This window comes from Pseudarthrobacter sp. TRD_SC_9, from assembly GCF_055361265.1.
The window spans coordinates 3,290,049-3,313,708 of the sequence record NZ_CM143956.1 but is presented as its reverse complement, the minus strand read 5'-3'; the positions used below and the strand labels follow the sequence as shown (position 1 = coordinate 3,313,708).

The 23,660-nt window shown below is 62.8% G+C and carries 19 protein-coding genes and 3 pseudogenes; 7 read left to right on the top strand and 15 right to left on the bottom strand.

What is annotated here, in order from left to right:
- Positions 1-56: 56 nt before the first annotated feature.
- The 3 genes from ACWA13_RS15545 to ACWA13_RS15535 all read left to right on the top strand — a co-directional run bounded on the left by ACWA13_RS15545 (position 57) and on the right by ACWA13_RS15535 (position 3,282).
- Positions 57-1,430: a mannitol dehydrogenase family protein gene (locus ACWA13_RS15545; protein ID WP_463937951.1), complete on the top strand. Its 1,374-nt coding sequence runs from the start codon at positions 57-59 to the stop codon at positions 1,428-1,430.
- Between the two features lie 92 nt (positions 1,431-1,522).
- Positions 1,523-2,752 carry a D-mannonate dehydratase ManD gene (gene manD, locus ACWA13_RS15540; protein ID WP_463935069.1) on the top strand — a complete coding sequence of 410 codons (1,230 nt, stop codon included), beginning with the start codon at positions 1,523-1,525 and terminating at the stop codon, positions 2,750-2,752.
- Positions 2,749-3,282: a gluconokinase gene (locus tag ACWA13_RS15535; RefSeq protein WP_463935068.1), complete on the top strand. Its 534-nt coding sequence runs from the start codon at positions 2,749-2,751 to the stop codon at positions 3,280-3,282. Before manD ends, ACWA13_RS15535 begins: the two co-directional genes overlap by 4 nt.
- A 587-nt stretch (positions 3,283-3,869) precedes the next feature.
- Here the strand turns inward: ACWA13_RS15535 and ACWA13_RS15530 are convergent.
- The 12 genes and pseudogenes from ACWA13_RS15530 to ACWA13_RS15475 form a co-directional block, all read right to left on the bottom strand.
- Positions 3,870-4,604 (bottom strand): annotated as a pseudogene (locus ACWA13_RS15530) (aromatic ring-hydroxylating dioxygenase subunit alpha); the annotation flags it as partial.
- Between the two features lie 25 nt (positions 4,605-4,629).
- Positions 4,630-5,002, bottom strand: a pseudogene (locus ACWA13_RS15525) (helix-turn-helix domain-containing protein); the annotation flags it as partial.
- A gap of 404 nt (positions 5,003-5,406) precedes the next feature.
- Positions 5,407-6,384, bottom strand: coding sequence for a substrate-binding domain-containing protein (locus tag ACWA13_RS15520; RefSeq protein ID WP_463935067.1), 978 nt, complete (start codon positions 6,382-6,384; stop codon positions 5,407-5,409).
- Between the two features lie 16 nt (positions 6,385-6,400).
- A complete protein-coding gene (locus tag ACWA13_RS15515; RefSeq protein ID WP_463935066.1) occupies positions 6,401-7,549 on the bottom strand; it encodes an ABC transporter permease in 1,149 nt (382 codons plus the stop codon).
- Positions 7,546-9,093, bottom strand: a complete 1,548-nt coding sequence (locus ACWA13_RS15510) for a sugar ABC transporter ATP-binding protein (protein WP_463935065.1) — start codon at positions 9,091-9,093, stop codon at positions 7,546-7,548. Before ACWA13_RS15510 ends, ACWA13_RS15515 begins: the two co-directional genes overlap by 4 nt.
- A complete protein-coding gene (locus ACWA13_RS15505; RefSeq protein WP_463935064.1) occupies positions 9,090-9,737 on the bottom strand; it encodes a DUF2291 family protein in 648 nt (215 codons plus the stop codon). Before ACWA13_RS15505 ends, ACWA13_RS15510 begins: the two co-directional genes overlap by 4 nt.
- A 178-nt stretch (positions 9,738-9,915) precedes the next feature.
- Entirely contained in the window at positions 9,916-10,776 is an 861-nt protein-coding gene (locus ACWA13_RS15500) for a phosphogluconate dehydrogenase C-terminal domain-containing protein (protein ID WP_463935063.1), read from the bottom strand.
- Position 10,777: 1 nt separating this feature from the next.
- Complete coding sequence (locus ACWA13_RS15495) at positions 10,778-11,602, bottom strand: sugar phosphate isomerase/epimerase family protein (RefSeq protein WP_463935062.1); 825 nt, start codon at positions 11,600-11,602, stop codon at positions 10,778-10,780.
- A complete protein-coding gene (locus ACWA13_RS15490; protein WP_463935061.1) occupies positions 11,599-12,429 on the bottom strand; it encodes a triose-phosphate isomerase family protein in 831 nt (276 codons plus the stop codon). The genes ACWA13_RS15495 and ACWA13_RS15490 overlap by 4 nt, the downstream gene beginning before the upstream one ends.
- Positions 12,413-12,883 carry a ribose-5-phosphate isomerase gene (locus ACWA13_RS15485; RefSeq protein ID WP_463935060.1) on the bottom strand — a complete coding sequence of 157 codons (471 nt, stop codon included), beginning with the start codon at positions 12,881-12,883 and terminating at the stop codon, positions 12,413-12,415. The genes ACWA13_RS15490 and ACWA13_RS15485 overlap by 17 nt, the downstream gene beginning before the upstream one ends.
- Complete coding sequence (locus ACWA13_RS15480; RefSeq protein ID WP_463935059.1) at positions 12,880-14,625, bottom strand: dihydroxyacetone kinase family protein; 1,746 nt, start codon at positions 14,623-14,625, stop codon at positions 12,880-12,882. The genes ACWA13_RS15485 and ACWA13_RS15480 overlap by 4 nt, the downstream gene beginning before the upstream one ends.
- A gap of 111 nt (positions 14,626-14,736) precedes the next feature.
- The gene (locus ACWA13_RS15475; protein WP_463935058.1) at positions 14,737-16,101 is read right to left on the bottom strand and encodes an MFS transporter; all 1,365 of its coding nucleotides are present in this window, start codon (positions 16,099-16,101) and stop codon (positions 14,737-14,739) included.
- A 233-nt stretch (positions 16,102-16,334) separates the two neighbouring features.
- On the opposite strand from ACWA13_RS15475, the gene ACWA13_RS15470 reads away from it, so the two are divergent.
- The 3 genes from ACWA13_RS15470 to ACWA13_RS15460 all read left to right on the top strand — a co-directional run bounded on the left by ACWA13_RS15470 (position 16,335) and on the right by ACWA13_RS15460 (position 20,147).
- Positions 16,335-17,045 (top strand): FadR/GntR family transcriptional regulator, encoded by a 711-nt coding sequence (locus ACWA13_RS15470; RefSeq protein ID WP_463935057.1) that lies wholly within the window; start codon positions 16,335-16,337, stop codon positions 17,043-17,045.
- Between the two features lie 580 nt (positions 17,046-17,625).
- Positions 17,626-19,368 (top strand): hypothetical protein, encoded by a 1,743-nt coding sequence (locus ACWA13_RS15465; protein ID WP_463935056.1) that lies wholly within the window; start codon positions 17,626-17,628, stop codon positions 19,366-19,368.
- 20 nt (positions 19,369-19,388) lie between these two features.
- The gene (locus tag ACWA13_RS15460) at positions 19,389-20,147 is read left to right on the top strand and encodes an SDR family NAD(P)-dependent oxidoreductase (protein ID WP_463935055.1); all 759 of its coding nucleotides are present in this window, start codon (positions 19,389-19,391) and stop codon (positions 20,145-20,147) included.
- 485 nt (positions 20,148-20,632) lie between these two features.
- Here ACWA13_RS15460 and ACWA13_RS15455 read toward each other — a convergent pair whose 3' ends face one another.
- On the bottom strand, positions 20,633-20,854 hold the full coding sequence (locus tag ACWA13_RS15455; protein ID WP_463935054.1) for a hypothetical protein: 222 nt from the start codon (positions 20,852-20,854) through the stop codon (positions 20,633-20,635).
- 227 nt (positions 20,855-21,081) lie between these two features.
- Here ACWA13_RS15455 and ACWA13_RS15450 point away from each other — a divergent pair, with 227 nt between their 5' ends.
- The gene (locus tag ACWA13_RS15450) at positions 21,082-21,261 is read left to right on the top strand and encodes a hypothetical protein (protein WP_463935053.1); all 180 of its coding nucleotides are present in this window, start codon (positions 21,082-21,084) and stop codon (positions 21,259-21,261) included.
- A 208-nt stretch (positions 21,262-21,469) separates the two neighbouring features.
- On the opposite strand, the pseudogene ACWA13_RS15445 reads toward ACWA13_RS15450, so the two are convergent.
- Both ACWA13_RS15445 and ACWA13_RS15440 read right to left on the bottom strand, forming a co-directional pair.
- A pseudogene (locus tag ACWA13_RS15445) lies at positions 21,470-21,595 on the bottom strand (Lrp/AsnC family transcriptional regulator); the annotation flags it as partial.
- A gap of 181 nt (positions 21,596-21,776) precedes the next feature.
- A complete protein-coding gene (locus ACWA13_RS15440; RefSeq protein WP_463935052.1) occupies positions 21,777-23,636 on the bottom strand; it encodes a DUF1593 domain-containing protein in 1,860 nt (619 codons plus the stop codon).
- Between the last annotated feature and the right edge of the window lie 24 nt (positions 23,637-23,660).

Below are 23,660 nucleotides of genomic sequence, written 5' to 3'. Positions count from 1 at the left end.
TGCGCACCCCAACTTCCGCACCGCCCTCCGCCGCTCCCGCTGCGGGTTTTCCGCAGTTGGACCGTGCACTCCGCCCGGACCCGAAGGCTCCGGTGCGCATTGTCCACCTGGGATTGGGCGCCTTCCACCGCTCCCACCAGGCGTGGTACACCCAGCAGGCAGGGGATGCCGCGGAGTGGGGAATTGCCGCCTTCACCGGCCGCCGTCCAGGCGCCGCCGCCGCGCTTGCTGAGCAGGACGGGCTGTACACCCTGGTGGAGCGGGCAGACACTGGCGACTCTTTCACGGTGGTTGGCAGCATCGTCGAGGCGGTGGACGGCGCGGACATCGCTCGGCTTGCGGAGCTGCTAGCTGCGCCCGGCACTGCGGTGGTCACGCTGACGATCACCGAGGCCGCCTACGGGCTGGGTGCCGACGGAAAATTCGACACAGCAGCGCCCGACGTCGCCACCGACCTTGCACTGCTGGGTTCCGGCAGCGGAAACCCGGCCACGCCGCTGGGACGGCTGGTGCTGGCACTCGCCGCCCGCCGGGACGCCGGGTCCGGGCCCATCGCCGTGGTGTGCTGCGACAACCTTTCAAACAACGGCGAGGTTGCGCGCCAGGCCGTGGCCGAATTCGCCAGCGCGTTCGATGCCGGGCTCGCTGGCTGGATCGACGCCAACGTCAGCTTCGTCAGCACCTCCGTGGACCGCATCACCCCAAGGACCACAGATGAGGACATCGCGAAGGTCCAAAAAACCTGCGGCTACCGGGACAACTCACCAGTAGTGGCCGAACCCTTCTCCAGCTGGGTGCTGAGCGGTGACTTCCCTGCCGGCCGCCCGCGCTGGGAAGACGCTGGCGCCCTCTTCGTGGCAGGCATCGAGCCCTACGAAAACCGAAAACTGTGGCTGCTCAACGGCGCGCATTCCCTGCTGGCCTACGCCGGGCAACTGCGCGGCCACAGCACGGTGGCGGAGGCGCTCTCTGACCCGCTGTGCCGCCAGGCCGTGGAATCCTTCTGGGACGAGGCCGAGGCCAACCTCCCCGCCGGGGAGCTGCAGATCCCTGCCTACCGTGCCGCACTGCTGGCGCGGTTCAGCAACGCAAGGATCGCCCACAACCTCTCACAGATCGCCATGGATGGCAGCACCAAGCTGCGGATGCGCGCCGTTCCGGTCCTCCAGGCGGAACGCGCCGCCGGCAGGTCAGGGGCCGCCGCCGCGCTGTTGATCTCAGCATGGATGGACTGCAGCGCGGCACGTGCTGCCTTCCAGGACCCGCTGGGTGGCGAAGTGGCAACGGCGAACCGACTTTCCGGAACTGAACGCATCCAGGCACTGCTGGCCGTCGTCGACCCCGTGCTGGCCGAGGACGCTGCCGTGGTGGAACTGCTCCAAAGCCTGTCCGGAACGTTCACCGGCGTTCCGGTCCAACGAACCTCCTAGACGGCCGGCTGTCCCGGTATTTCGGAACAAACCGTCTCCTCCCAACTACTAATCGAGTCCCGGCAAAGGATTGCCGAACGAAAGGAACCACCATGAAAATCATTGCCGCCGAAGTCTTCGTGACCAGTCCCTCCCGGAACTTTGTGACCCTCCGGATCACCACCGAGGACGGCGTGACAGGTATCGGTGATGCCACGCTGAACGGCCGCGAGCTCGCCGTCGCAGCCTACCTCAAGGAACACGTTGCGCAGCTGCTGATCGGCAAGGACCCGCACCGCATCGAGGACACCTGGCAGTTCCTCTACCGGTCCTCCTACTGGCGCCGGGGCCCGGTGACCATGGCTGCGATCGCCGCCGTCGACATGGCCTTGTGGGACATCAAGGGCAAGATGGCCGGCATGCCGGTGTACCAGCTCCTGGGCGGGGCATCCCGCAACGGGCTGCGCGCCTACGGCCACGCTTCGGGCGCGGACCTGCCGGCCCTGTTCGATTCCGTCCGTGAACACCTGGAACTCGGGTACAAGTCTATCCGGATCCAAACCGCGGTGCCGGGCATCAAGGCCGTCTACGGGGTGGCTGCACAGGCCCAGGCCTCCGGTGAGCGCTACGACTACGAGCCCGCCGGCCGCGGCGCGTTCCCGGTGGAGGAGGACTGGGATACCCGCGCTTACCTCCGCCACCTGCCCACCGTGTTCGAGGCGGTCCGGAACGAGTTCGGCCCGGAAATCCCGCTGCTGCACGACGGCCACCACCGCATGACCCCCATCCAGGCCGCCAAGCTGGGCAAGGCACTGGAACCCTACGACCTGTTCTGGCTCGAGGACTGCACCCCGGCCGAGAACCAGGAGGGCCTGCGCCTGGTCCGGCAGCACACCACCACCCCGCTGGCCATCGGTGAAATCTTCAACACCGTCTGGGACTTCCAGACCATCATCAAGGAACAGCTGATCGACTACGTGCGGGCGGCGTCCACGCACTTCGGCGGGATCTCGCCGCTGAAGAAGGTGATGGATTTCGCCGCGCAGTACCAGATCAAGTCCGGCTTCCACGGCCCCACCGACATCTCCCCGGTGGGCTTCGCCGCGCAGCTGCACGTGGGCCTGGCCATCCACAACTACGGCATCCAGGAATACATGCAGCACTCGGACAAGACCAACGAGGTCTTCGAACAGTCAATGACCTTCGTAGACGGCTACCTGCACCCCGGCGACAAGCCCGGCATCGGCGTCGAATTCAACGAAGAAGCCGCGGCGGCCCACCCCTACCAGCAGGCGTACCTGCCCTACAACCGCCTCATCGACGGAACGGTCCACGACTGGTGAATACTCCCAACCCCCAGGCCGGGCAGCCCAAGCTCCGCGTCATCGTGATGGGCGTCTCCGGCTGCGGCAAGACCACCATCGGCGACCTCGTCGCACGGGAACTGAGCGTCCCGTTCCTCGACGGCGATTCGCTCCACCCCGTGGAGAACGTCGCCAAAATGGCGGCCGGGACGCCCCTGACGGATGAGGACCGCTGGCCGTGGCTCGCCACCGTGGGCAGCCAGTTGGCCGCCGCGGGCGACGGCGGCATGGTCCTGGCCTGCTCCGCGCTGCGCCGCAGCTACCGCGACGCCATCCGGCACCAGGCTCGGGACACCGTCTTCCTGCACCTGCACGGCAGCAAAGAGGTGTTGAAGGCACGGACGGAAGGCCGGTCGGGGCACTTCATGCCACCGGCCCTGCTTGAGTCCCAGCTCGCTACGCTGGAACCACTCGCTGCCGACGAAGCCGGCGTGGTGGTGGGCATCGCCGCCCCGGTCCAGCAGGTGGTGCGGGAGGCACTCGCCGGCATTCCCGCCGTCGTGCATTAGGAGAGCGTCAACCTCGGCAAAGATTACGCGGTTATCCAGTTCAATCGGTGGCTGTCATCGGCTGCGTCGTGTGCGACGAACAGGTCTCGGCTCTGGATTCGACGACGCAGGCAGGAGTCCCGGACCTGTTCATCGAGATCCAACAACGGACAGGGGTTCCCTACCCTTGGTTTCGCACGATCTGTCCGTCATTCGCCACATCTCTCGCCGCGTTGCGGTGCATCGCAAGGGGAAGGTTGTGGAGTTCGGCGACAGTGACGAGATCAGGTTGGGACCGGCCCATCCCCACACTCAACAGCTGTTGCTCTTGGCACCCAGCATCAACCCCGCCCTGCAGACGACGTCACGTCAAACGGGCCCGTCTCGTTGCTGACACCGTCGTACACACCGAGACGAGGAGTGCCTCATGACAGCGAGCACGACAAAGCCTTCGCCGCGCGAGGCGCGGGTGATCATCGACAACGACTTCGCAGGAGACCCGGACGGGCTTGTTCAACTCGCACATCACCTCCTCAGCGAATCTGGTTCTCGAACTGCTAACCGTCATGGGACGTGACGAGGACTATCTCCTGCTCACCGGAGCCGAGTCACGTTGGACAAACGAGTGACAGCAGCCGGAGCAGCGCATAGAGTTCGGCTGCGGCATCGGACAGACGGTAGTTGCGCATGAAGGCCCAGAAGTAGTGGCAGGACCGGTCGGTTTCCGGGGAGATGGTGTTCATGACGAAGCCGTTGACCCCTTGGCTGCGGTCCCCCTCGGGAGCGCCCGTTCCGGCCTTAGCAACGCCGACGTCGATACGGATTGTTGAGGGATACTGCCATTCAATGATCTGCCAGCGGTCCACGGGGCCGGTGTAGCCGGGAAAGCGGTCTTGCAGGTAGTTGGCCCAGACTGCCGGCGGGTTGATGTTGAGCATCCAGCGGGAGACAGTAACGGTGTCGCCCTCGTGTGTTACGTCGAAGTCGGATTCACTGAGCTCGTCCTGCCCAATGCTCGAGGAATGCACGAATTCCTCGTGTGTGAGGTCCATCAGGTTATCGAGCACCAGCTGATAGTTGCATGCTGCGTGGATGGTCTCACCGTCACCGGCCCACTCTGGCGAGTCCATCTGGAACATATCAGGAATCAAGTCAGGATCCGCCTGGGTTGGATCGCCCAGCCAAACCCAGACGAACCGGTAGCGCTCGATAACAGGGAAGGACGGAACGGTGGCGCTGGGGTTGATGGTTTCCTGGGCCGGCATGGAAGCGCAACGCCCGGCCGAGTTGTAGACGATGCCGTGGTAAGGGCACTGGATGCCGTCCCTGCCGACGGTTTTGCCCATCAGCGACCCCTCGGCGGCGTTTCGCCGCGGAATCCAGAGCCCGCTGGACCAGCCACCACGAGACACCGAACGAAGCGGCGGCCTCGGCGGCTGCCCTCCCGGGTCCGATCACGGCGGCCATCAAGGCCTCACGGAGCCGGCGGGTGGACCGTGCCCGGTGAGGGACCTGGGAGGTCTCCTCCGTGAATGTCCGGCGCGGGCAAAGGTACTCATCGCAGAAGAATCTCCGCTTGGCCCAGACCACTTCGACCGGCCCGGCGACAGGGATGTCACGCAGCCGTTGTGGCTGGCGGGATGCACACGGGTACTGATCCGCCCCACGATGGGCAAGCGGCCTCGGCGGCGGCTTCGACGGCGGTGGCAGCATCGGGGCGTGGGGAAGTAGGCTCGATCAGGGCTCGTAGCTCCTGACTTGATGAATGCGTAGAGAACATCCATCACAGCAGGACTACGGGCCCTTCAGCTTTCAAGATACGGAACCTGTTTCACCATCAACCACGAAGAGCCGGTTTTGTTCGTTGAAACTCTTGCGCGTCCGGGGAGCGGTTGTCAATGATACTGCGAGCAAGTTTCACGACATTTTTCGGCTTCCTCGGCCGGCGGCCCCTTTTCCTTGAGCTCAACAGGGCGTAAGCGCCTACGGGCACAGAATTCCGGACCGGCAGGTCCGTGAAATGTGCCTACGGAGCGGAACCGCGGCGGTATCGGCTGGCGTTGGTGAAAGACCGCAGTTGCGTGCCGGGTTGTACGGAAGGGCAGGCCGGCCTGATGACCGGCCTGCCCTTTCCACCAGTGTTACCTATTTCATGGCAAAGGCGGTGTAGTCTCCAGCATTCTTAGCGTTGATGACGACGCAGTCGATTGACTGCTTTTCGTCGGCTCCGGTCTTTCCTGTTTTGACGAAGGAATCTGCCTGCTTGACAGCCATCTGGGAGATAAGGACGGCTGGCTGAAGGCCGGTTGCAGTGAGTTTCCCGCTCTTGATCGCTGCTACGGCGTCGGGGCTTCCGTCGAAGCCGACGATCTTGATCTGGTCGATCAGCCCGGCTGCTTCGACGGCAGCCACAGCTCCTAGTGCCATGGTGTCATTGCCGGCAATGATGCCTTGAATATTTCGGTCCCTCTGCAGAAGAGTTTCGACCTTTTGGAAGGCTTCATCCTGACTCCAGTTGGCAGTCTCTTTGGCTGACTGGACGAGTTCCGGATATTGCGAGAGGACACTAGCAAATGCTTCCGACCGCACTCCGGCATTCGTGTCCGATTCCTTGCCGGTGAGCTCGATGTACTTTCCTCCACTCGGAAGTGCAGCAACGAATTCCTCTGCGACGGCGGCGGCGCCCTGGGCATTGTTCGCTACTATTTGAGCCTTTGCGATCCCGTTCTCGTTGATTTCGCGGTCAATGAGAAAAACCGGAACGTTGGCGTCGGCGGCCTTCTTGATCGGACCCACTGAGGCGTCCGCACCCGCATTATCAAGGATGATGGCTTTGGCCTTGTTATTGATGGCGGCGTCGATCAGTTCACTCTGCTTGTTGGGATCATCGTCATGCGAGGCAACGGATGTGGTGTACCCCAGTTTTTCAGCTTCTGCCTTGGCGGCGTCGGCTTCGGCTTTGAAGAACGGATTTTCCAGAGCAGGGGTGATGATAGCGATCAGGCCACCCTCTGTAGTTGCCTGGGTTGAAGCGCTGCTGCCAGTCTGCCCGCCTCCGCCGCAACCTGTGAGGGCAACTGCAGCCAGGGCAGCAGCTGCTGCAGCAATGAGTTTGTTTTTCATGTTCCTACCTATCTTGTTATTTCGTGGTCCCAACGGCGTCTTTGTCCGCCGGGATGCTTTCTTTGGTGGACTGTTTATTGGCTGCAGCCAGGGCAGCATTCTTTGACCTCACAACGCGTTGTTGTGCCTGGTCCAACATCACGGCGAGGATGATTACGGCGCCCTTGATTGTGACTTGCCAGAATGTTGAGACGCCGACCATAACGAGTCCGTCGCTCAGAAACCCGATGACGAACGCGCCGATCAGGACGCCCCTGACGTTGCCTCGGCCGCCCGTCAATGCTGCCCCTCCGATCACTACTGCGGCGATGGCGTTGAGCTCGAAAGTCTCACCCAGCTGCGGAGCCGCACTGGTCAGTTCGGACGAAATGATCAAACCGGTCACAGCGGCGCAGAATCCGCTGATCATGTACACCCGGAGCTTGACTTTTTTTACGGGGACTCCTGAGAGCTCGGCGGCCCGTTCGTTGCCGCCGACCGCGTAGACCCAACGGCCGAATGGAGTGCGGCGAAGGATAAGAGTAGCTGCCACAGCAAAAAGGACCATGACCCAAATGGCCACGGGCACGCCCAAAAAGCTTCCGCCTAGCAGGTTGAAGCCGGTATTTCCGAGCTCGGGGCTTCCTCCCAGCTTGGGGTAGGTGGAACCGTTGGAGATCAGGAGCGCTGCACCCCTTGCGACGTACAGCATGCCCAGCGTTGCTATGAAGGGAGCGACGTTGAATCGCGTCACTAGCGCTCCATTTATAAATCCGACTGCAGTTCCGACGGCCAGAGAACAGAGGACTACGACCCAAACCTGGGGGTAAAGGACTGCGTCCAGACTTTGGATCTTGAAACCCTGGAGTAAAACCCCGGCGACAACGCCGGACAGTCCGACAGTTGAACCGATGGAGAGATCGATACCTCCCTTGAGTATGACAAACAACATCCCCAGAGCCAGAATTGCGTTGTACGCAACGTGCTTCGTCATGGTTATGAGGTTGTTGACAGATAGGAATGCATCGGAGAGCAACGCGAAGATGATAATCAGGACAATTAGAGCAATGAATGCCCGGCCCTCGAGAAGCAAAGATGTGATGTCGAGATTATTAGAGCCCACCCGCGACTTTGCGCTGGTGTAGATTCCGGGCTTGGCCGGTCTTTTTGTTTCTGTAGAGGTCATGCTTCCGCTCCCATTGAATTCGTTGTCTCACCGGAGGCGACCATGAGTTCCTCCCGACTGGTCAACTTCGGGTCAAACTCTCTGACGACGCGCCCTTTCGACATCACGATTACCCTGTTTGACACACCCAAAGCCTCGCCAACTTCGGATGTGGCGAAGAGCACAGCGAGGCCTCGACGGGCTTCCCTGGCCATAAGAGCAAAGATTTCCGCCTTAGCCCCCACATCAATTCCCCGGGACGGTTCATCAAGGAGCAGGACTTCCGGCTCGGTCATTAAAACTTTTCCGATGACGACCTTTTGTTGGTTTCCACCGGACAGGGACGTGATTGCCGCTCCCGGCCCGGCCGTCTTGACGCGCACGTCTTGAACCTGCCGCGCAATGCCTTGGGATTCTTCCCCTTTGCGGATCCACGGTCCGCGGACAAACGAGAGGAGCCCGGCCAGGGAGGCGTTTTCTCCAACTGACATGGTTTGCACTAAACCGTCGCGCTGCCGGTCTTCCGGCACCAGCGCCATGCCCATGCTGATGCGTTCGGCAATGCTTTGATGCCGGATCGCGTTGCCCTTGAGGAGGACTTCGCCGGATTGAATGGGGACCCGGCCGGCCAGGGCTTCAAGCAACTCTGTACGACCCGCGCCCATCAGCCCGTACAGACAAACAATTTCCCCTGCCCGAACATCAATGGACAATCCGTCTACCGACAGGCGCGACGGGTTCGACGGGTCGGCCACCGCCACGTCCCGGAGTGACAGGGCAACGGGACCAAAGTCCGTCAGGAGGTCCGGCGCCAGATCATCGGCATTGCGGCCGACCATGTTGGAGATGACCCAGTTGATGTCGATGTCGTCACGTGGGCCCTTCGCAACGAGCTCACCGTCGCGGAATACGACGGCATGGTCTGCGACTTCGAGTGCTTCTTCCAGGTGATGGGAGATGTAGACGATTGCTACACCTTCGCGGGTAAGCTCCGCAATCAGGCGGAACAACACTTCCACTTCACTGCCGCTGAGCGCTGAAGTTGGTTCATCCATGATCAGCACCCGCACCTCACTGGCTAGTGCGCGCGCTATCTCCACCACTTGCTGTTGTCCCAGCCGCAGGTCACCCACAAGCGTTTCAGGTGCCAACTGCTCTTCCAGCCGTGCAATCAGGGCGGATGTACGCTTGTTTTCCTCGGCATAGTCCACGAGGCCGTTACTCTTCGTAAGTTCGCGGCCCATGAAAATGTTGTCCCGAACACTGAGGTTGCTGCAGAGGCTGAGCTCCTGGTGAATGATGGCAATCCCGCGGCTGGCTGCTTCGACCGTGTTGGCCAGCTGGATGGGTGCGCCATCCAATTCAAGAGTTCCGCTGGTGGGTGTTTCCACCCCGCTAAGTATCTTCATGAGCGTCGATTTGCCCGCGCCATTTTCCCCGAAAAGAACGGTGACCGTGCCCTTACGGATGTCAAAATCGACACCTTTGAGTGCATGCGTTGCACCGTAGACTTTGGTGATCCCTCGTGCGCGCATAACGACTTCGTCTGCCTTCACGGCAGTCATGGCAGAACCTCAAACGATACCGGCACAACAGAGATCAGCCCTGGGTTGACCCGGGTGTAAGCACCGATCACGGAAACCGTTTTTCCCGTGAGCGTCGCAGTGTCGATTTCCGCCAGAACCTTATTTTTGGTTTGGTTGTTGAGTTCGGTCGCTATTTGCTGAAATTCGAGCTGATTGGTGAAATCGTTGAATCGGATGGTACCGGGGGCATCCCGGAGAGCAGTCCCATTAATGGCCGGGCCGATCTGGAGCTGGACCTTGATGTTTGCCGGAACGTTTTCGACGGTGACCGGAAGGATGGAACCCGTCGGCGCTGCGGCAATTGCTTCAAACTTCACCGGGAAACTGTATGCGCTGCTTGAGCCGGCACTATTTCCAAATTGCCCCGGATCCGCTCCCCGCGCGAGTTCGGTGTTGAGGGTGGCCAAATCGATTGCAGTATCGCGAATTTTTGAGGCAACATCGGAATCAAATCGCTCTTGTGCGTATGCCGCCGGATCAAATCCCCCTTGTCCCAGCGCTTCATCTGCTGAACTTGAAATTACTTTGGTGCTCAGCGCGGCAGCAACCACCACTAGCAATGCTGCGGCGATGAGAAAAAACTTCGCTCTGAGGTGCCGGGACCGTTTCTGGACGTTTGTCATTCCACAAATTCTCCTTAGGTAATAGCGCACTTCTTTGGGCCTTGCCCAGGATCGAGCTCACATGCCCGAGTCTTACGACGTAAGGTGCCGCGCTCACACGTTGCGCGTATCATTCCCCGCCTTCGGTGTCCCGGGAAACATTGAGTCGTGACCCTCGCCTTGACTCCCTGTCCGAGGGTCAGCGCTTAACTGAATCGAGTTTGAGCATTTTGGCGATGACGTTGTCCAGCTCGGAGTCGTTGAAGATCTTTTTCCAGTCGTCCTTGATGATGGTGTCCTTGCCGTACTGGATGGCGATTTCGCAGGCCTCGGAGAACGGGTTGGAGCCGCGCAGGGCGTTGGTCAGGGCGATCTGAACGTGCCCGAACAGCATGGCCTTGGCGGCTTCCTCGGGAACGCCGACGGTGTGGACGGTCTCGTGCAGGGCTTCGTTCAGGAGGGTGCCGATCATGCAGGCCACGGTTTCCACGAGCGTGGGTTCGAGGACGGCGAGCTGGTACACGGTGACCCAGTGGACGTCGATGACGGGGGCGTAGATGGTGCGGATGACGGCCTCGGCGGCTGCCTTGGTCTCGGCGGAGGCGTCGTCGTCGATCGCGGCAACCACGTTCTGCGGTGCGCCTTCGCCGCCGAAGGTGTCGGCCCATTCTTCCTTGGTGGTCCGCTCGAGGAACACCGAGGGGTGGCACGGGTGAGCCACTGCCTGGACGACGTCGTTGCGCTTGGCGAGCAGGCCGGCGTAGGCGGCAGCCGGGTCCAGGGTCAGGAGGATCGCGCCGGCCTTCATCTGGGGAACGATGCCCTCGGACACCACGCCCAGGACGGTGTCCGGGACGGCGAGGATGACCACATCCGCGCCCTTGACGGCGTCATCAGTGGAAGTAATGTCGCGGCCTTCTGCCTTGATGCGTTCCTGGCCGGCGGGGGAGTTCTCACTGTAGAAGACGGTGTGGCCGCTCTTCTGGAGGTTCCGGGAGACGCGCATTCCCATTTTGCCTCCGGCTCCGATGACGGCGACGGTCAATTTTTCTGCTGACATTTCACTTGCTCCTTAGGAATTGGATGCTGTGCTGGGTCCACTGGTTTTCGAGCCGAATGGTGTCGGCCTCGGTGTCCTGCCAGGGCAGCCAGTGTTCGACGATCTGGTTGATACTTCTTTGGTGGGGCTGGAACTTGCTGACCATGTAGTCGTAGTCGAGCAGGCCCTCGCCAAGCGGGGCGCCGGAGTACGTGAATCCGACCCAGCCGTCCTTGCGGCTGAACGCGAAGTCCTTGATGTGCATGTTCAGGACATGGGGCGCGACGGCGTCAATCACCTCGCGAGGCATTTCCAGCGCCGCGACGGTGTTGGCGGGGTCGCTGCAGATGCCGAGGAAGGGGCTGTCCACCTTCCGGATCACCTCCAGGATCCGGGAGGTGGGCACCTGCTCGTACGTCTCCACCGCGATCTTCACGCCTGCGGACTCGAACTCCGGCAGGACTTCCGCGAAAATATTCACGGCTTCCTCTGCCGTCGGGGTGTGGCCCGGGACGTTGAACATGGTCCGCAGCAGGGGCGAGCCCAGGATCCCGGCGATGTGCAGGAACTTCCGCAGGTGCTCCGGGTGGATGCCCTTGGTGCCTAGTTCCAGGGAGATTTCCAGCCGGTCGCCGGTGGCCCGGACGGCTTCCAGTTCCGAGTCGGTCATGGCTTCCAGCGGTGCGTAATCGCAGACCTGGAACAGATTCACTCCCAGTTCCGCGGTCCGTTCGAGCGCCTGATGGATGGTCAGTGGCTCGGAGACCTCGTCTGAGAGCTGCCAGAAAAACGCATAGCTGCTCAGGCCAATCCTGCTCCTGCCTGTCCTTTGTCCGGTGCTGGTCATACCGTCACCTCCGTTGCGGTAAGCCTGGCGGCGGTCTCGTCCAGGATGCTCTTCAGCGCGTTCGGATCGTGCGCGAAGCGGCCCAGGAACAGGCCTGCCACGGAGGCGTCGAGCTTGGTGATGAGGCCGGGTCCGGCGCTGCCGCCGTAGATGACGCGGCTGTCCGCCTGGCCGGGCAGGGCGCGCAGGTGCGCGTCCAGTCCGGTGATGACGGCGCTGATGTATTCCGGCGTGGCAGGTTCTGGGGCGCCGATGGCCCACTGCGGCTCGTAAGCCACGATGGTCCGTCCCGCGGGTCCCAGGGACTGGGCGCGGTTGATGGCGGCGTCGATCTCGCCCGAGCAGCGGGCCACGGCTTCCTCCACGGATCCTTGCTGCAACTCACCGACGCACAGCACAGGCGTGAGTCCGTTGCGGTAGGCGGCGGCGGTCTTCAGGCCGATGATCTGGTCGTCCTCGCCGAAGATCCGGCGGCGTTCGGCGTGGCCCACTTCGGCGTAGCGGCCGCCGAGTTCAGCCACGGTTTTGCCACCGACTTCACCGGTGAACGCGCCCTCGTCTTCCCAGAAGATGTCCTGGGCTCCCGCAGCCGTTCCCGCCGGGCCCAGAATTCGGGCGGCTTCGGGAAGGACGGGGAGGGTGGGCAGGACGAAGAGCTCGATGTCACCGCTCTGAACCGCCGGGTGCTCCGCAGCGATGGCGGCGACGTCACGGCAGTAGTCCACCGAGCGCAGGTAGCCGAAGTACATCTTCAAGCTGACACCGATAACGGCCTTCGGCGTGGTTCCGGCGGCGTTTGCCGAAGGGTTGTTAGCAGGAAGTGACACCTTCGTAGTCCTTAATCAGGGCGACTTTTTCCGCAGAGGCAGAGGTTTCGTCGAAGGTGTAGGTGAGCCATTCCCTGGCAAGCCGGCGGGCAAGCTCCAGGCCGACGACCCGCTGGCCGAAGGTGAGAACCTGGGCGTTGTTGCTCAGGACTGAGCGTTCCACGGAGAAGCTGTCGTGGGCGGTGACGGCGCGGACGCCGGGGACCTTGTTCGCCGCGATGGCAACACCGAGGCCGGTGCCGCAGACCAGCAGCGCCCGGTCGGCTTTGCCGGCGGCGACGAGTTCGGCGGCGGCGATGGCGACGGACGGGTAGGGGGTGTGGCTGGTGGCGTCCACCCCGACATCCTGGACTGATTCCACCAGGTCCGAGGCCAGCAGGTCCGCTTTCAGGGCTTCCTTGTATTCGAGACCGGCGTCGTCGGCTCCGATGACCAGGCGCAGTTTGGTGCTCATGCTTTCTCCTTCATAGTGGTGTTCTCGACCAGGGTGGTGTGGATGGCCCGGATGATCAGTGCCATGGAAACGGCTCCCGCGTCCGGGGTGCCGAGGCTCTTTTCGGCGTGAGGACGCGCCCGGCCCATCAGGGGTAGCAGGTTTGCGGTAGCATCGGCTGCTTCCTGGGCGGTGACGGCGGCGGCTCCCCAGGCTTCGGTGAGGGACTTCCCGGCAACGACCTCGGAGATGAGGGCGTCGCGGAACGGGACGAGGACGTCCACCAGGGTTTTGTCACCGGGCTTGGCTTTGCCGAACTCCATGATGGCGGCGGCCGCCTGCGCCACACCGGTGGCAACAGAATTGGCGTCGGGCTTGTAGGTGTTGCCCAGAGCATCGCCCATTGCGCGCAGGGCCATGCCCCAGAGGGCGCCGGATGTGCCGCCTGCCTTGTCCGCCCAGGCGTCGCCTGCGATGTAGAGGGCGGTGGCGGCTCCTGCACCGCGTCCGACGGCGCCTGTTGCGGCTTCGACGGCGGCTCGGACGCCGCGCTCCATACCAATGCCGTGGTCACCGTCTCCGGCGATAGCGTCGATCCGGCCCAGCTCGTCGGCGTTGGCGTCCACTACTGCCTTCGCCGCACACAGTGCGTGCAGGACTCGGGCGGCGCCCGCGCGGGAATCGGCTGTTGCGTCCGGGATGGAGGCTGCGACGTCGGCCAGGTCCGCGGAGTCGCTTGGCTCCAGGGCAGCAGCGGTGACAGCGCCGCGGCGGAAGGCTGGTGCGTCTGCGGGGGCGTTCCAGAGGGTCTCAAGTTCGTCGTCCAGCCAGAACAGGGTAAGGGAGGTGCCGGCCATGTCGAAGCTGGTGACCAGTTCGCCCACCTGGGGGTCTATCGCCTCCAGTCCGGCTTCGGCGAGGAGTTGTGCCACTCTGCGGTAGACCACGAAGAGCTCTTCGTACTTGACGTTGCCCAGGCCGTTAAGGATGGGGACCACGCGTGCGCCAGTGGCGGTGATGCCGTCCGGAACCTCGGTGAGGAGCTTGGACACGAGCAGCTCGGCGAGTTCGTCCGCTGTCGGGATGTCTGTTTCGTCGATGCCGGGCTCGCCGTGGATGCCCATGCCTACGGCCATCCTGCCCTCGGGGACGGTGAACAGCGGGTGGTCCGAACCGGGCAAGGTGCAGCCGGTGAAGGCAACGCCAAAGGAACGGGTACGGTCATTAGCGCGTTCGGCGATATCTGCCACCGCGTCCATGGAGTAGCCGACTTCAGCTGCTGCGGCGGCTACCTTGAAGACGGTCAGATCCCCGGCGATGCCGCGGCGCTTGGTGCGCTCGGCCAGCGGGGCAGAGGAAACGTCGTCGGTGACGGCGATGCTGCGGCAGTCAATGCCTTCCCGGCGAAGCCGGTCCTGGGCCTGATTGAAGTGGAGGACGTCACCGGCGTAGTTGCCATAGCCCAGCAGGACTCCGCCACCGTTGTCCGCTGCCTTGGCCACGTTGTAGACCTGCTGGGCCGAAGGGGAGGCGAACAGGTTGCCCATCGCGGCGCCATGGGCCATGCCCTGGCCTACCAGGCCGGCGAAGGCGGGGTAGTGACCGGAGCCTCCGCCGATGACCAGCGCCACCGTGTCCGGTGTGCTTTTGGTGTTGCGGACCACGCCGCCGGAAACACGCCGTACCCAGCGTCCGTGGGAGGCGACGAAGCCTTCGATCATTTCGTCAGCGAAGGCTGCGGGTTCGTTGAACAGGCGGGTCATGGAAAGCTCCTGGGCCTAATTAATGGGAAGTCGTGTTTCGGTGGGGTAGTGGGGGGCGGTGGCCTCCACGGGGGAGGGGGACGCCACCGGGCCTTGTTACGGCTCGAATCGTTACGGTTCGGCGTGGCTTCCGGCTCCGGCCAAGTCCAGTGCCTCGGCCCGAATCCCATCGCTGACCATGTGGACACGGCTGAGTGCGACCATGAGGATGCAGGAGAGCAGCATGAAGCCGCCGACGACGAACATGGGAACCGTGTAGCTGCCGGTCAGGTCCTTGAGCCAGCCGGTGACGTAACCGGCACTGAAGCCTGCCAGGTTACCCACGGTGTTGATCAGGGCGATGCCCGCGGCTGCTGCGGCACCGGTAAGGAACTGTGTGGGCACCGTCCAGAAATTGGGCAGGGCCGCGAAGATCGACATGGCCGTAATGGTTATGACTGCGATGGTGGCTACGGGGGAGCCGGCGAACAGGGCCAGCGGGATGCTCAGGCCGCCGATGAGGGCAGGGAGGGCGATGTGCCAGGTCTTGACGCCGCGTTTGGTGGCGTCCTTGGACCAGAAGTACAAGGCGAAGGCTGCCGGCAGATACGGGATGGCCGTGATCAGGCCCTTTTGTAAGACATCGAACTTGGTGCCGTAGATGCCTTCGAACCCCGCGATGATGGTGGGCAGGAAGAAGCCGAGGGCGTAGAGGCCGTAGATGAAGCCGAAGTAGATGGCAGAGAGCATCCAGACCCGGCCGTTGCCGAAGACAGTGCGGACACTGACGTGCTTGTTGCTGGCGGCCGTTTCCTTCTTTTCCGTCGCCAGGGCACCGGTCAGCCAAGTCTTTTCTTCCTGAGTCAGCCACTTGGCGGTGGTGGGGGAGTCCGCCAGGTAGAACCAGGCGATGATGCCCACGATGATGGCAGGGATGGCGACGCCGAAGAACATCACGCGCCAGCCCTCGAGTCCGAAGAGCCCGTCCTGCTGGATAAGGAGGCCGGCAAGCGGGGCGCCGATAACGGTGGTCAGCGGCTGGGCCAGGTAGAAGAGGGCAAGGATCTTGCTGCGGTGGCGGGACGGAACCCAAAGGCTGAGGAAGAGGATGGCGCCGGGGAAGAATCCGGCCTCGGCCACGCCAAGGATGAACCGCAGGACGTAAAGCTGCTCCACGTTGCCCACCCAGGTGAACAACAGGGACACGATGCCCCAGCTGACCATGATGCGGGCCAGCCACCGGCGGGCACCGAACTTGTGCAGGGCCAGGTTGCTGGGAACCTCCAGCAGGATGTAGCCAATGAAGAAGACACCGGACGCGAAGCCGAACTGGGCCGCCGAGAGGGCCAGGTCCGCGTTCATACCATTGGGGCCGGCGAAAGATATGGCCGTGCGGTCCAGGTAATTGATGAAGAACATCAGGGCAACGAACGGGACAAGCCGGATCGCCACTTTCCTGATTGCTGATTTTTCGACCACCGATTGTGCGGTGTCCACGTTGACTCCTAGATAGTGAAATTCGCCCCGCGCTCCGTCACTGGTAGGGCTGGGGTCTGTCTCATGGCCGGGAAGGGTCGGGAACCGAACCGGCAGCTAAAGCATGTGAGTTCCACCATACGAGCCAAACCCGAATTGGTCAACCGGTTGATGGCTCGGCATCTGGCGACATCTACCGGCCATCCCGTTGCTACCCTAAGAAGATGACAACAGACTCCTCTGCGATACATCAGATGACCGCAGCTCTCGCACCAATGGAGCAAGGATCCGTTGTCTCTGAAGTGGCGGAGCGGCTGCTTGCATACTTCACCAGCGGGGACATCGCTCCAGGAACAAGGCTGCCTGCGGAGCGGCAGCTGTCGGCGACGCTTGGCGTTGGAAGGTCAGCCGTGCGGGAGGCCCTGGCTGCCCTGGAGATACTGGGCATTGTTGTGGTGCGCCCCGGATCCGGAACATATCTGCGCGACGGTGTCTCGGAACTACTGCCGCGGACACTCAGTTGGGGCATGATGCTCGGCGCGCCCCGGACCCGCGAACTGGTGGAACTGCGCAGCGGTCTTGAAGTGCAGGCCGCGCAGCTGGCCGCTGAGCGGATTACGGACCAGGCCCTCGGCCGGATGCAGGGACACTTGGATTCCATGGCGGCCAACCTTGACGACCTTGCCGCCTTCGTTGAGGCGGACGCTGCCTTCCACCGCGAAATCGCCGAGGGCTCGGGGAACCAGGTGCTGCAGGAGCTGCTGCAGAGCATCCGTTCCCTCCTGCGGATCTGGGTGGACCGCGCACTTACTGACGAAGGCCACGCAGCAGCTGCCCTCAAGGAGCACGCAGACATTCACGCCGCCTTAAAGGCGCGGGACTCCGCCGCGGTGACTGCAACGATGCACTCCCACATGGTGACGGCCTCCCGGCGGCTGCTCCTCGGTTTTGATGCATCGCAATAGTTCCCTGAGTCCGCAGCGTTCAGCTGCGCAGCGCAGAGTCCGGTTTCCGGTTCACCCAGCCGTAGGTGCCAACGCCCGTGATCAGCTGGTTGCAGAAGCATATCTGCACTCCAGCAACGACAGTGGTGGTGGGCTCCCGAGGTTGTTACACGGATCACCAGCTCAGGCTCAACGACGTGGTGCTGGGCCCGTCGGCCCGCGCTGACTGCGTCTTTACAGGGCGCTCATGAAGCCAAATGCAATCTCGTCGTTGCTGCAAACACATCCGTGAATCTGGCCGGATCCGCCAGTTCACCGGCGCGGAACCCGGACGCGAAGGACCAGTCGTCGCCACATTAAGCACCTGAGGAACAAGAGCGGCTCCCAGCATGGCGCATGCGAGTCGCCGCCAACCCACGGACGCGGCAGGAAGGGGCAAATCTATGTCTTGCACACGTCGAGCGGCCGGGCAGCGACCTGAGGACAATGTCTGCCTAGGCGGGTCTAGCAAATAATTGGTCAACCGGTTGACGTAGGCTAACGTAAACATGGCAGTCCTGGCCATTGACACCCCCGCCCACCCAAACCTGAAAGCCCAAACATGCTTGCGGAGAACGAGTCCCGGCTCCTTACGCCTGCCGAGGAAATTGCACACGGACCGTGGTTGCTGCAATTGCGCGGTGACGAAATCGCCGACATTCAATACCGCGGTAGACCAGTCCTGAGGGCCATCCGAGTAGTGGTCCGGGATCACGACTGGCGAACCCTTTCGCCCGTCCTCGAATCTGTCACCCACAGCCGAGACGCAGAAACACTCGCCAAAACCCTCGCCATCCGGTTCACCGGTTTCGGCTGTGAATACCGGGCCGAACTGACTCTCCAAGCCTCCGCCGATGACCTTCACGTGATCTTCGACGGCATCGCGACCCAGGATTTCCGAAGCAACCGCATCGGCCTGGTAGTCCTGCACAGGCCCGACGACGCCGGGCGCGATATGACCATCACGTCACCGGATCACACCGAGACCCATGGCGCCTTCCCCACGAAGATCGGCCCCCACCAGCCCTTCCTGGATATTGCCGCCATGAGCTGGGAACGCGACGGCACCGCCTTCCGGCTGGACTTCAACGGCGAAGTATTCGAGACCGAAGACCAGCGAAACTGGACCGACGCCTCCTTCAAGACCTACAGCACCCCACTGTCCCGGCCCTTCCCCGTCAGTGTCCACACCGGCCACCAGATCCACCAAAGTGTCCGCCTCAGCACCAGACCCTCGACACCGGTTACGACAACCTCTGTCCGGCCGTCCGCGCCAGGGGTGCTGACCGTTAAGACGGATGTCCGCCGGAGCGTTCCGGCCCTAGGGACGTCAGCATCCACATCTGCGATAAAGCTCCCGTCCTTGCCCGGCCTCGAGGCCTTGATCGTGGAGGTTCCCGGCCGTGATCCCGCCGCGGCCGCAGCGCTGCTGGCCCATGCGTCGTGGCAGGCCGCCGAACTCGGCAGCCCGCTGGATGTGCGAATTATCGCCGCCACCGCCGCGGACATCCCACCGGTGATGGACCTGCTGCCTCTAGGGAATGTCATCAGAATCGGGACGTTCAGCTCCCAAGGGCACGTCGCGGAGCCACAGTTGTGGGAGCAACTGCTCACCGAAACCAAACGCCTGGGATTCGCCGGGGCCTTGCTTTCCGGCACCCGTTCACACTTCACCGAGCTCAACCGCCGACGGGACTCCATTCGGCCAGACTCGGACGCGATTACCTACAGCATCACGCCGCAGATGCACGCCTCCGAAGTGCCGCACATCGTCGAGAGTCTGCCCATCCAACGGCAGACGGCGCTGAACGCACTCCACCTGGGATCCGGCAAACCACTGCACATCGGCCCCGTGACCCTGAAGGCACGCTTCAACGCCGTCTCTACCCGCGGCGCCTACGACCCCGCTACCTTGGATGCCATGACGACCGACCCACTTCAGGCGGAGGAGTTCGCTGCCGCCTGGCTGTTGGGGAGCATCAATGCCCTGACAGTGCCAGGCGTGGAATCCATGAGCTACTTCGAGGCCAGCGGCCCCAGAGGCCTCATCACGGCAGAAGGATCTCTCACGCCGTCGTTCGAGATCCTGGCAAAGCTGGCCGCCCTTCGCGGCGCTGACGTGCTGCACGTCGAGGGTGCCGTCCCCGGCCTGGTGCTGTACCCGGTGGCATCCGGAACCGGGGTGCTGCTCTTCGCCGCTAATCTCACAGCACAGCCGCTGAAGACCGCCGTAAAACTCGAAGACGGGTACACGCGGACTCTTGAAATCCCAGCCTGGTCCGCCCGCACCCGGCCCCTCAGCTGACCCAACACGAAAAGAGGAACATGATGTCCAACAGGCTAGAAGGCAAGACCGCTCTCGTTACCGGTGCCGGTTCCGGAATCGGGCTGGCAGTAGCGCAACGCTTCACCGCTGAAGGTGCCCGCATTTACTTTGCCGACATCAATGTCGAAGCTGCCGAAAAAGCAGCTGCAGCCACCGGCACCGACCGGGCTACTGCACTGGCAGTTGACATCTCTGACGAGCACAGCGTCGAAGCCGCCTACGCCGCCATCGCTGCCGACGGCGATCTGGACATTGTTGTGGCCAACGCCGGCGTCCAACTCTTCGGTCAGGACGCCAAAGTAGGCGACCTTTCCCTGGAGGTCTGGGAAAAAACCATGGCAATCAACCACCGAGGAGCCTTCCTCACCTTGAAGCACGCCGTGCGCGCACTCCAAGGGAGGGGAGGATCGATCATCTGCACCGGCAGCCCAACCGCTGTCGTTGCCTGCGGTCAAACCTTCACCGCCTACTCCAGCTCCAAAGCCGGCGTTCACGGCCTGGCCCGGGTTGTCGCCGCGGACTATGCCAAAGAAGGCATCCGGGTGAACACCGTAGTACCCGGCTACACTGAAACCCCACTCGTGCAAACCATTGCCGATGACCCTGCCAGCCGCGCCGGGCTGGTGAACTCAACCATGCTCGGACGGGCGGGAGCCGCTGCTGACGTCGAAGGCATCATGGTCTACCTCGCCAGCGACGAATCAGCATACGCCACAGGCTCTCTCTTCACCGTCGACGGCGGCCTCACGGCACTGTGACCCCAGCGAAGGTACTCGACGAGCATGGTCATTACGGCACCGGGCTGTCGCCCGGGGTTGCTAAGCCAATCATGAGTTGGATACGCCGGGCGGCTAAAGTTTGACTCTTCTTTGCCAATGGGCTGACCTCGGGCAGTTCCAGAGTTTCCTCAGAATTCTTGTGTAAAGCCAATTCTGGTCAGCCCAATTCGCGGATCCGATACCGTGCACAAGCCGCCGATGCGACCAATGGTCCGTTCTTACCCAACTTGACGCAGCACCAGCCTTTGCTGCCTGCCCACTATGGTGACTTTGAGCCATCCACGGCGGGGTCAATTCGGGTTACCGTCGGCTGGAATCGGGAGCCGTTGGGGTAGCTCCGCGGCAGGAGTAACGGTGAATAACTTGCGAGGATTGTCCCTAATTGTGGTCCGCAAAGCCTCATTGTTTAGTCTGGTTTTGGAAGCCAGATTATAAATTGTATGTACACGTCACGATTATCGTCATCAGATCGGGATGTGCCCAAAAAGACAATCAACCGCTGTGAGCCAGGTCATCAGGAGCTGATGGGCCTGGTTACGCCATGGGCCCGGTCGGGCAGCTGTGCCGTGGGAGAAGAGCTTAGGGGTGGTTTCCTGGATCCTTTGGACGTCCTCGAAGAGGCCGCGCAAGTGCAGGCGCAACGAGCCGTCGGCGTCATCGAGGTTGTTTGCTTCCAGGGCATTCACTACCGCAGTGTGCTGGCGGATCAGTGTTGCGATGGGCCTGGTGCCAGCAGCTAAGGCGACTGGCGCGGTCAAGGTTTACCGTGGCTGAGTTGACTGCAGACCAGGCGGACTCTTGCCGGGCAAGGCGGAGGAGTTCGCGGTGGAGTTCTTCGTCGAGCCGAAAAACTCCTCGACGTCCTTTTGTGCATCGGCTTCCGTCTGGCTTTGAGTATCAGTCGCAACCCGGCATGCCTTCATCATCCACGGCCAGGCCCCGCAAGGAGGCTCATTCGAAGGCCTCGCGCACAAACTGGGCTTCCGAGACCCGGCCAAGATTCGCCGGCGTGGTTCGCGCCGTGCTCCGGGGGCAACCCGGGACCGTCGGGGACACCGTCGTCCTCAATGCCGCGGCCGGCAACGTCGCCTAGACGAGGAGGCTTAGGGCCCGCTTGTCGGGCGAATCGGCTTAGCGATGAGGCGGGCGGTGGAGTCCATCGATTCGGGCGCCGCGGTCGACGTCCTGAACCGCTCGATTGCAGTCAGCCAGCCACGCTGACGCCTTGGGGGAAGCGCCGCGCCGTCGCAACGTCGACCCCCGACGTCGTCGGTCAGGTCATCCATCAGGTGACCGTGACTTCAGCTGTCGAACCCGAGCGAGAAGGCCGCGTCGAGGTCGTGCTGCGAGTAGGAGCGGACAGTAATCTGCGTCGTCGTCGACCGGATGCCCTCGATCTTCGAGAGGCGGTCGGCCATGACATCCGCGTCCGCGACACATCGTCTTGCCGACATTGACACAGATAGTGCGCCGCGAATCTGCGTGACCGTCGGAGCCGGGGGTGCACTCGGGCTCGAAGGCGCTGCCGTAAGCGATTCATGTTGTTAATGCGAAGCGGTGGCCCGGGTTGATCCCGAACCACCGCTTCACAATCGCTCGCCCTGCGGGCTATCTGACGGTGATGATCACCCGCTGGTAACGCGTGAGGGGCATCTCGGCGTTGTCCGTCACCTCGAGGATGAGGTGGATCGTGTCGCCGGACTTGGCGTCACCAGGGATCTTGACGTTGGCCCCAGCGCCGCGAAGCGCCGTGGGGTCGGTAACGCTGACCTGCCCGGCGTAGGTGCCGGCCTCGGCGTACTGCCACCAGCGCGCCGAGAGCGCATCGCCGTCAGGGTCTGAAGCCTGCCCAACGAGCTGAACTCGCTGTCCCGGCTTCGCAATGATGTTGAGTTTGTCCTCAGGCACCGAGACGACCGGCGCGTGATTGGCGTCCTCGCCACTGGTGATCGTCCACTGCACGCGTGCTGCAAAGTCGCGCTGGATGTCGTCGTTCCACCGGGACTGCGTCCAGTGCGTGCCGTTGTAGTTGCCGACGGTCTCGTTGACCGCGTGCGTCTTGGTCAGTGGCGAATTGAGCTGCACCGTCGCGGGCTGGCGGTAGCCACCGGGCACGACTTGGGTCACGTAACGGATCTCGGCAGCATCGCCCGCGCCGACGGCGATCTTGTCGCCGACCACGAACTCAGGTTCCGAGAACCCTGCGCCCGCGCTTGAGTGGACGCGGTCCCTGAAGACACGGACCGATGTAGCTCCGGCGGGAGCGGTCTCGATGAGGTGGGTGGTCCAGAGGACCTCGTCGCTGCGGTCGGTTGCTCGCGGACGGCTGTCGCCGAGGTAGCTGGGCAGGTCCGCCCACAGACGCTGGTCGAGCTGGACGAATCGTCCGCCCCAACTGCCCCACGCGGCGTTCTCGTCCTGACGGAGGCCCGTCGGGATCGCGTGAAGGAAAGCGGGGCTGTCGCCTTCAGAGAACCAGTCGCCGGGCTTGCAGGTGCCAGGCCAGGAGGCTCCGCGGCAGAAGTGGAAGATGGTGCTGTCACCGTTGCGGTAGGTCGGGTAGCCCGCCATGAAGGGACCCTGGAGGAGGTGCTCGGTGACCCAGGCCTTTTGGAACAGGGCCCGCGTCGCCGGCGGGTTGTAGTCGACGTAGCCGTAGGCGAACGCTTCGAACTGGTCGCGGTTGACGATGACTTGTACGTCCGGCCAGCTCTTGGCCACGTACTCCTTGTACGTGACGTCCTGGTCCTGGATGAGGTACAGACTGGCCTTGTCGGAGACCTTCTTGCTGACCGCAGCCCACTCAGAAGTCCCCTTATACTCGGCCTCGATCGAGCGCAGTGCAGCAGCAATGGTGTTCGTCCCACCCCATGCTTGCAGGCTCACCGTGCCGGGGTCGTCGTCGAGGAGCGTCTCCTTGATGAGTTCTGATCCGGGAGTGTCGGTGGCCATCTCACCGTTGTTGGTGATGTTCCCGGTCCGAACCACTGACAGAAGCTCGTCAGCGCTCGGGTACTCGGCGTCGTGCCGGACCAAGTTCGGATGCACCTGGCGATACTGCTCGTCGATCAGCTTGGGGATCCATTCAGTCCCGTGCCAGGAGCGCGTAGCGATGGGAGGTGTTGCGTTGGGGTCCCCCGCCCAGTGATGCATCGACGAGCTGCTGACGATCCCGACGATGTCGAGGTCGTTGGCATAGAGCAGGAGGCGGTGCATGGACGCGATGTCATCTCCCTCGCCGTCCGTCGTCACGATGATGCGCGGGCGGGCCTCGCTCCCTGCCGCCTCCACGGCTGGGCTGGATGCTTCTAGCGTTGCCGCATCGGCTTCGACCGCAGGCGCCGTGAGCGTAAATGATAGGCAGATCGCGGGTACGGCGAAGACGGCGCCGAGTCGTCTGCTGAATGCTCGAGGCGGCCGGACGTCCGACCTCAGCTCCATCTGGTGTGTTTGTCGCATTTTTTCCATCAAGCCTCTCCTCATCGTTCTCAG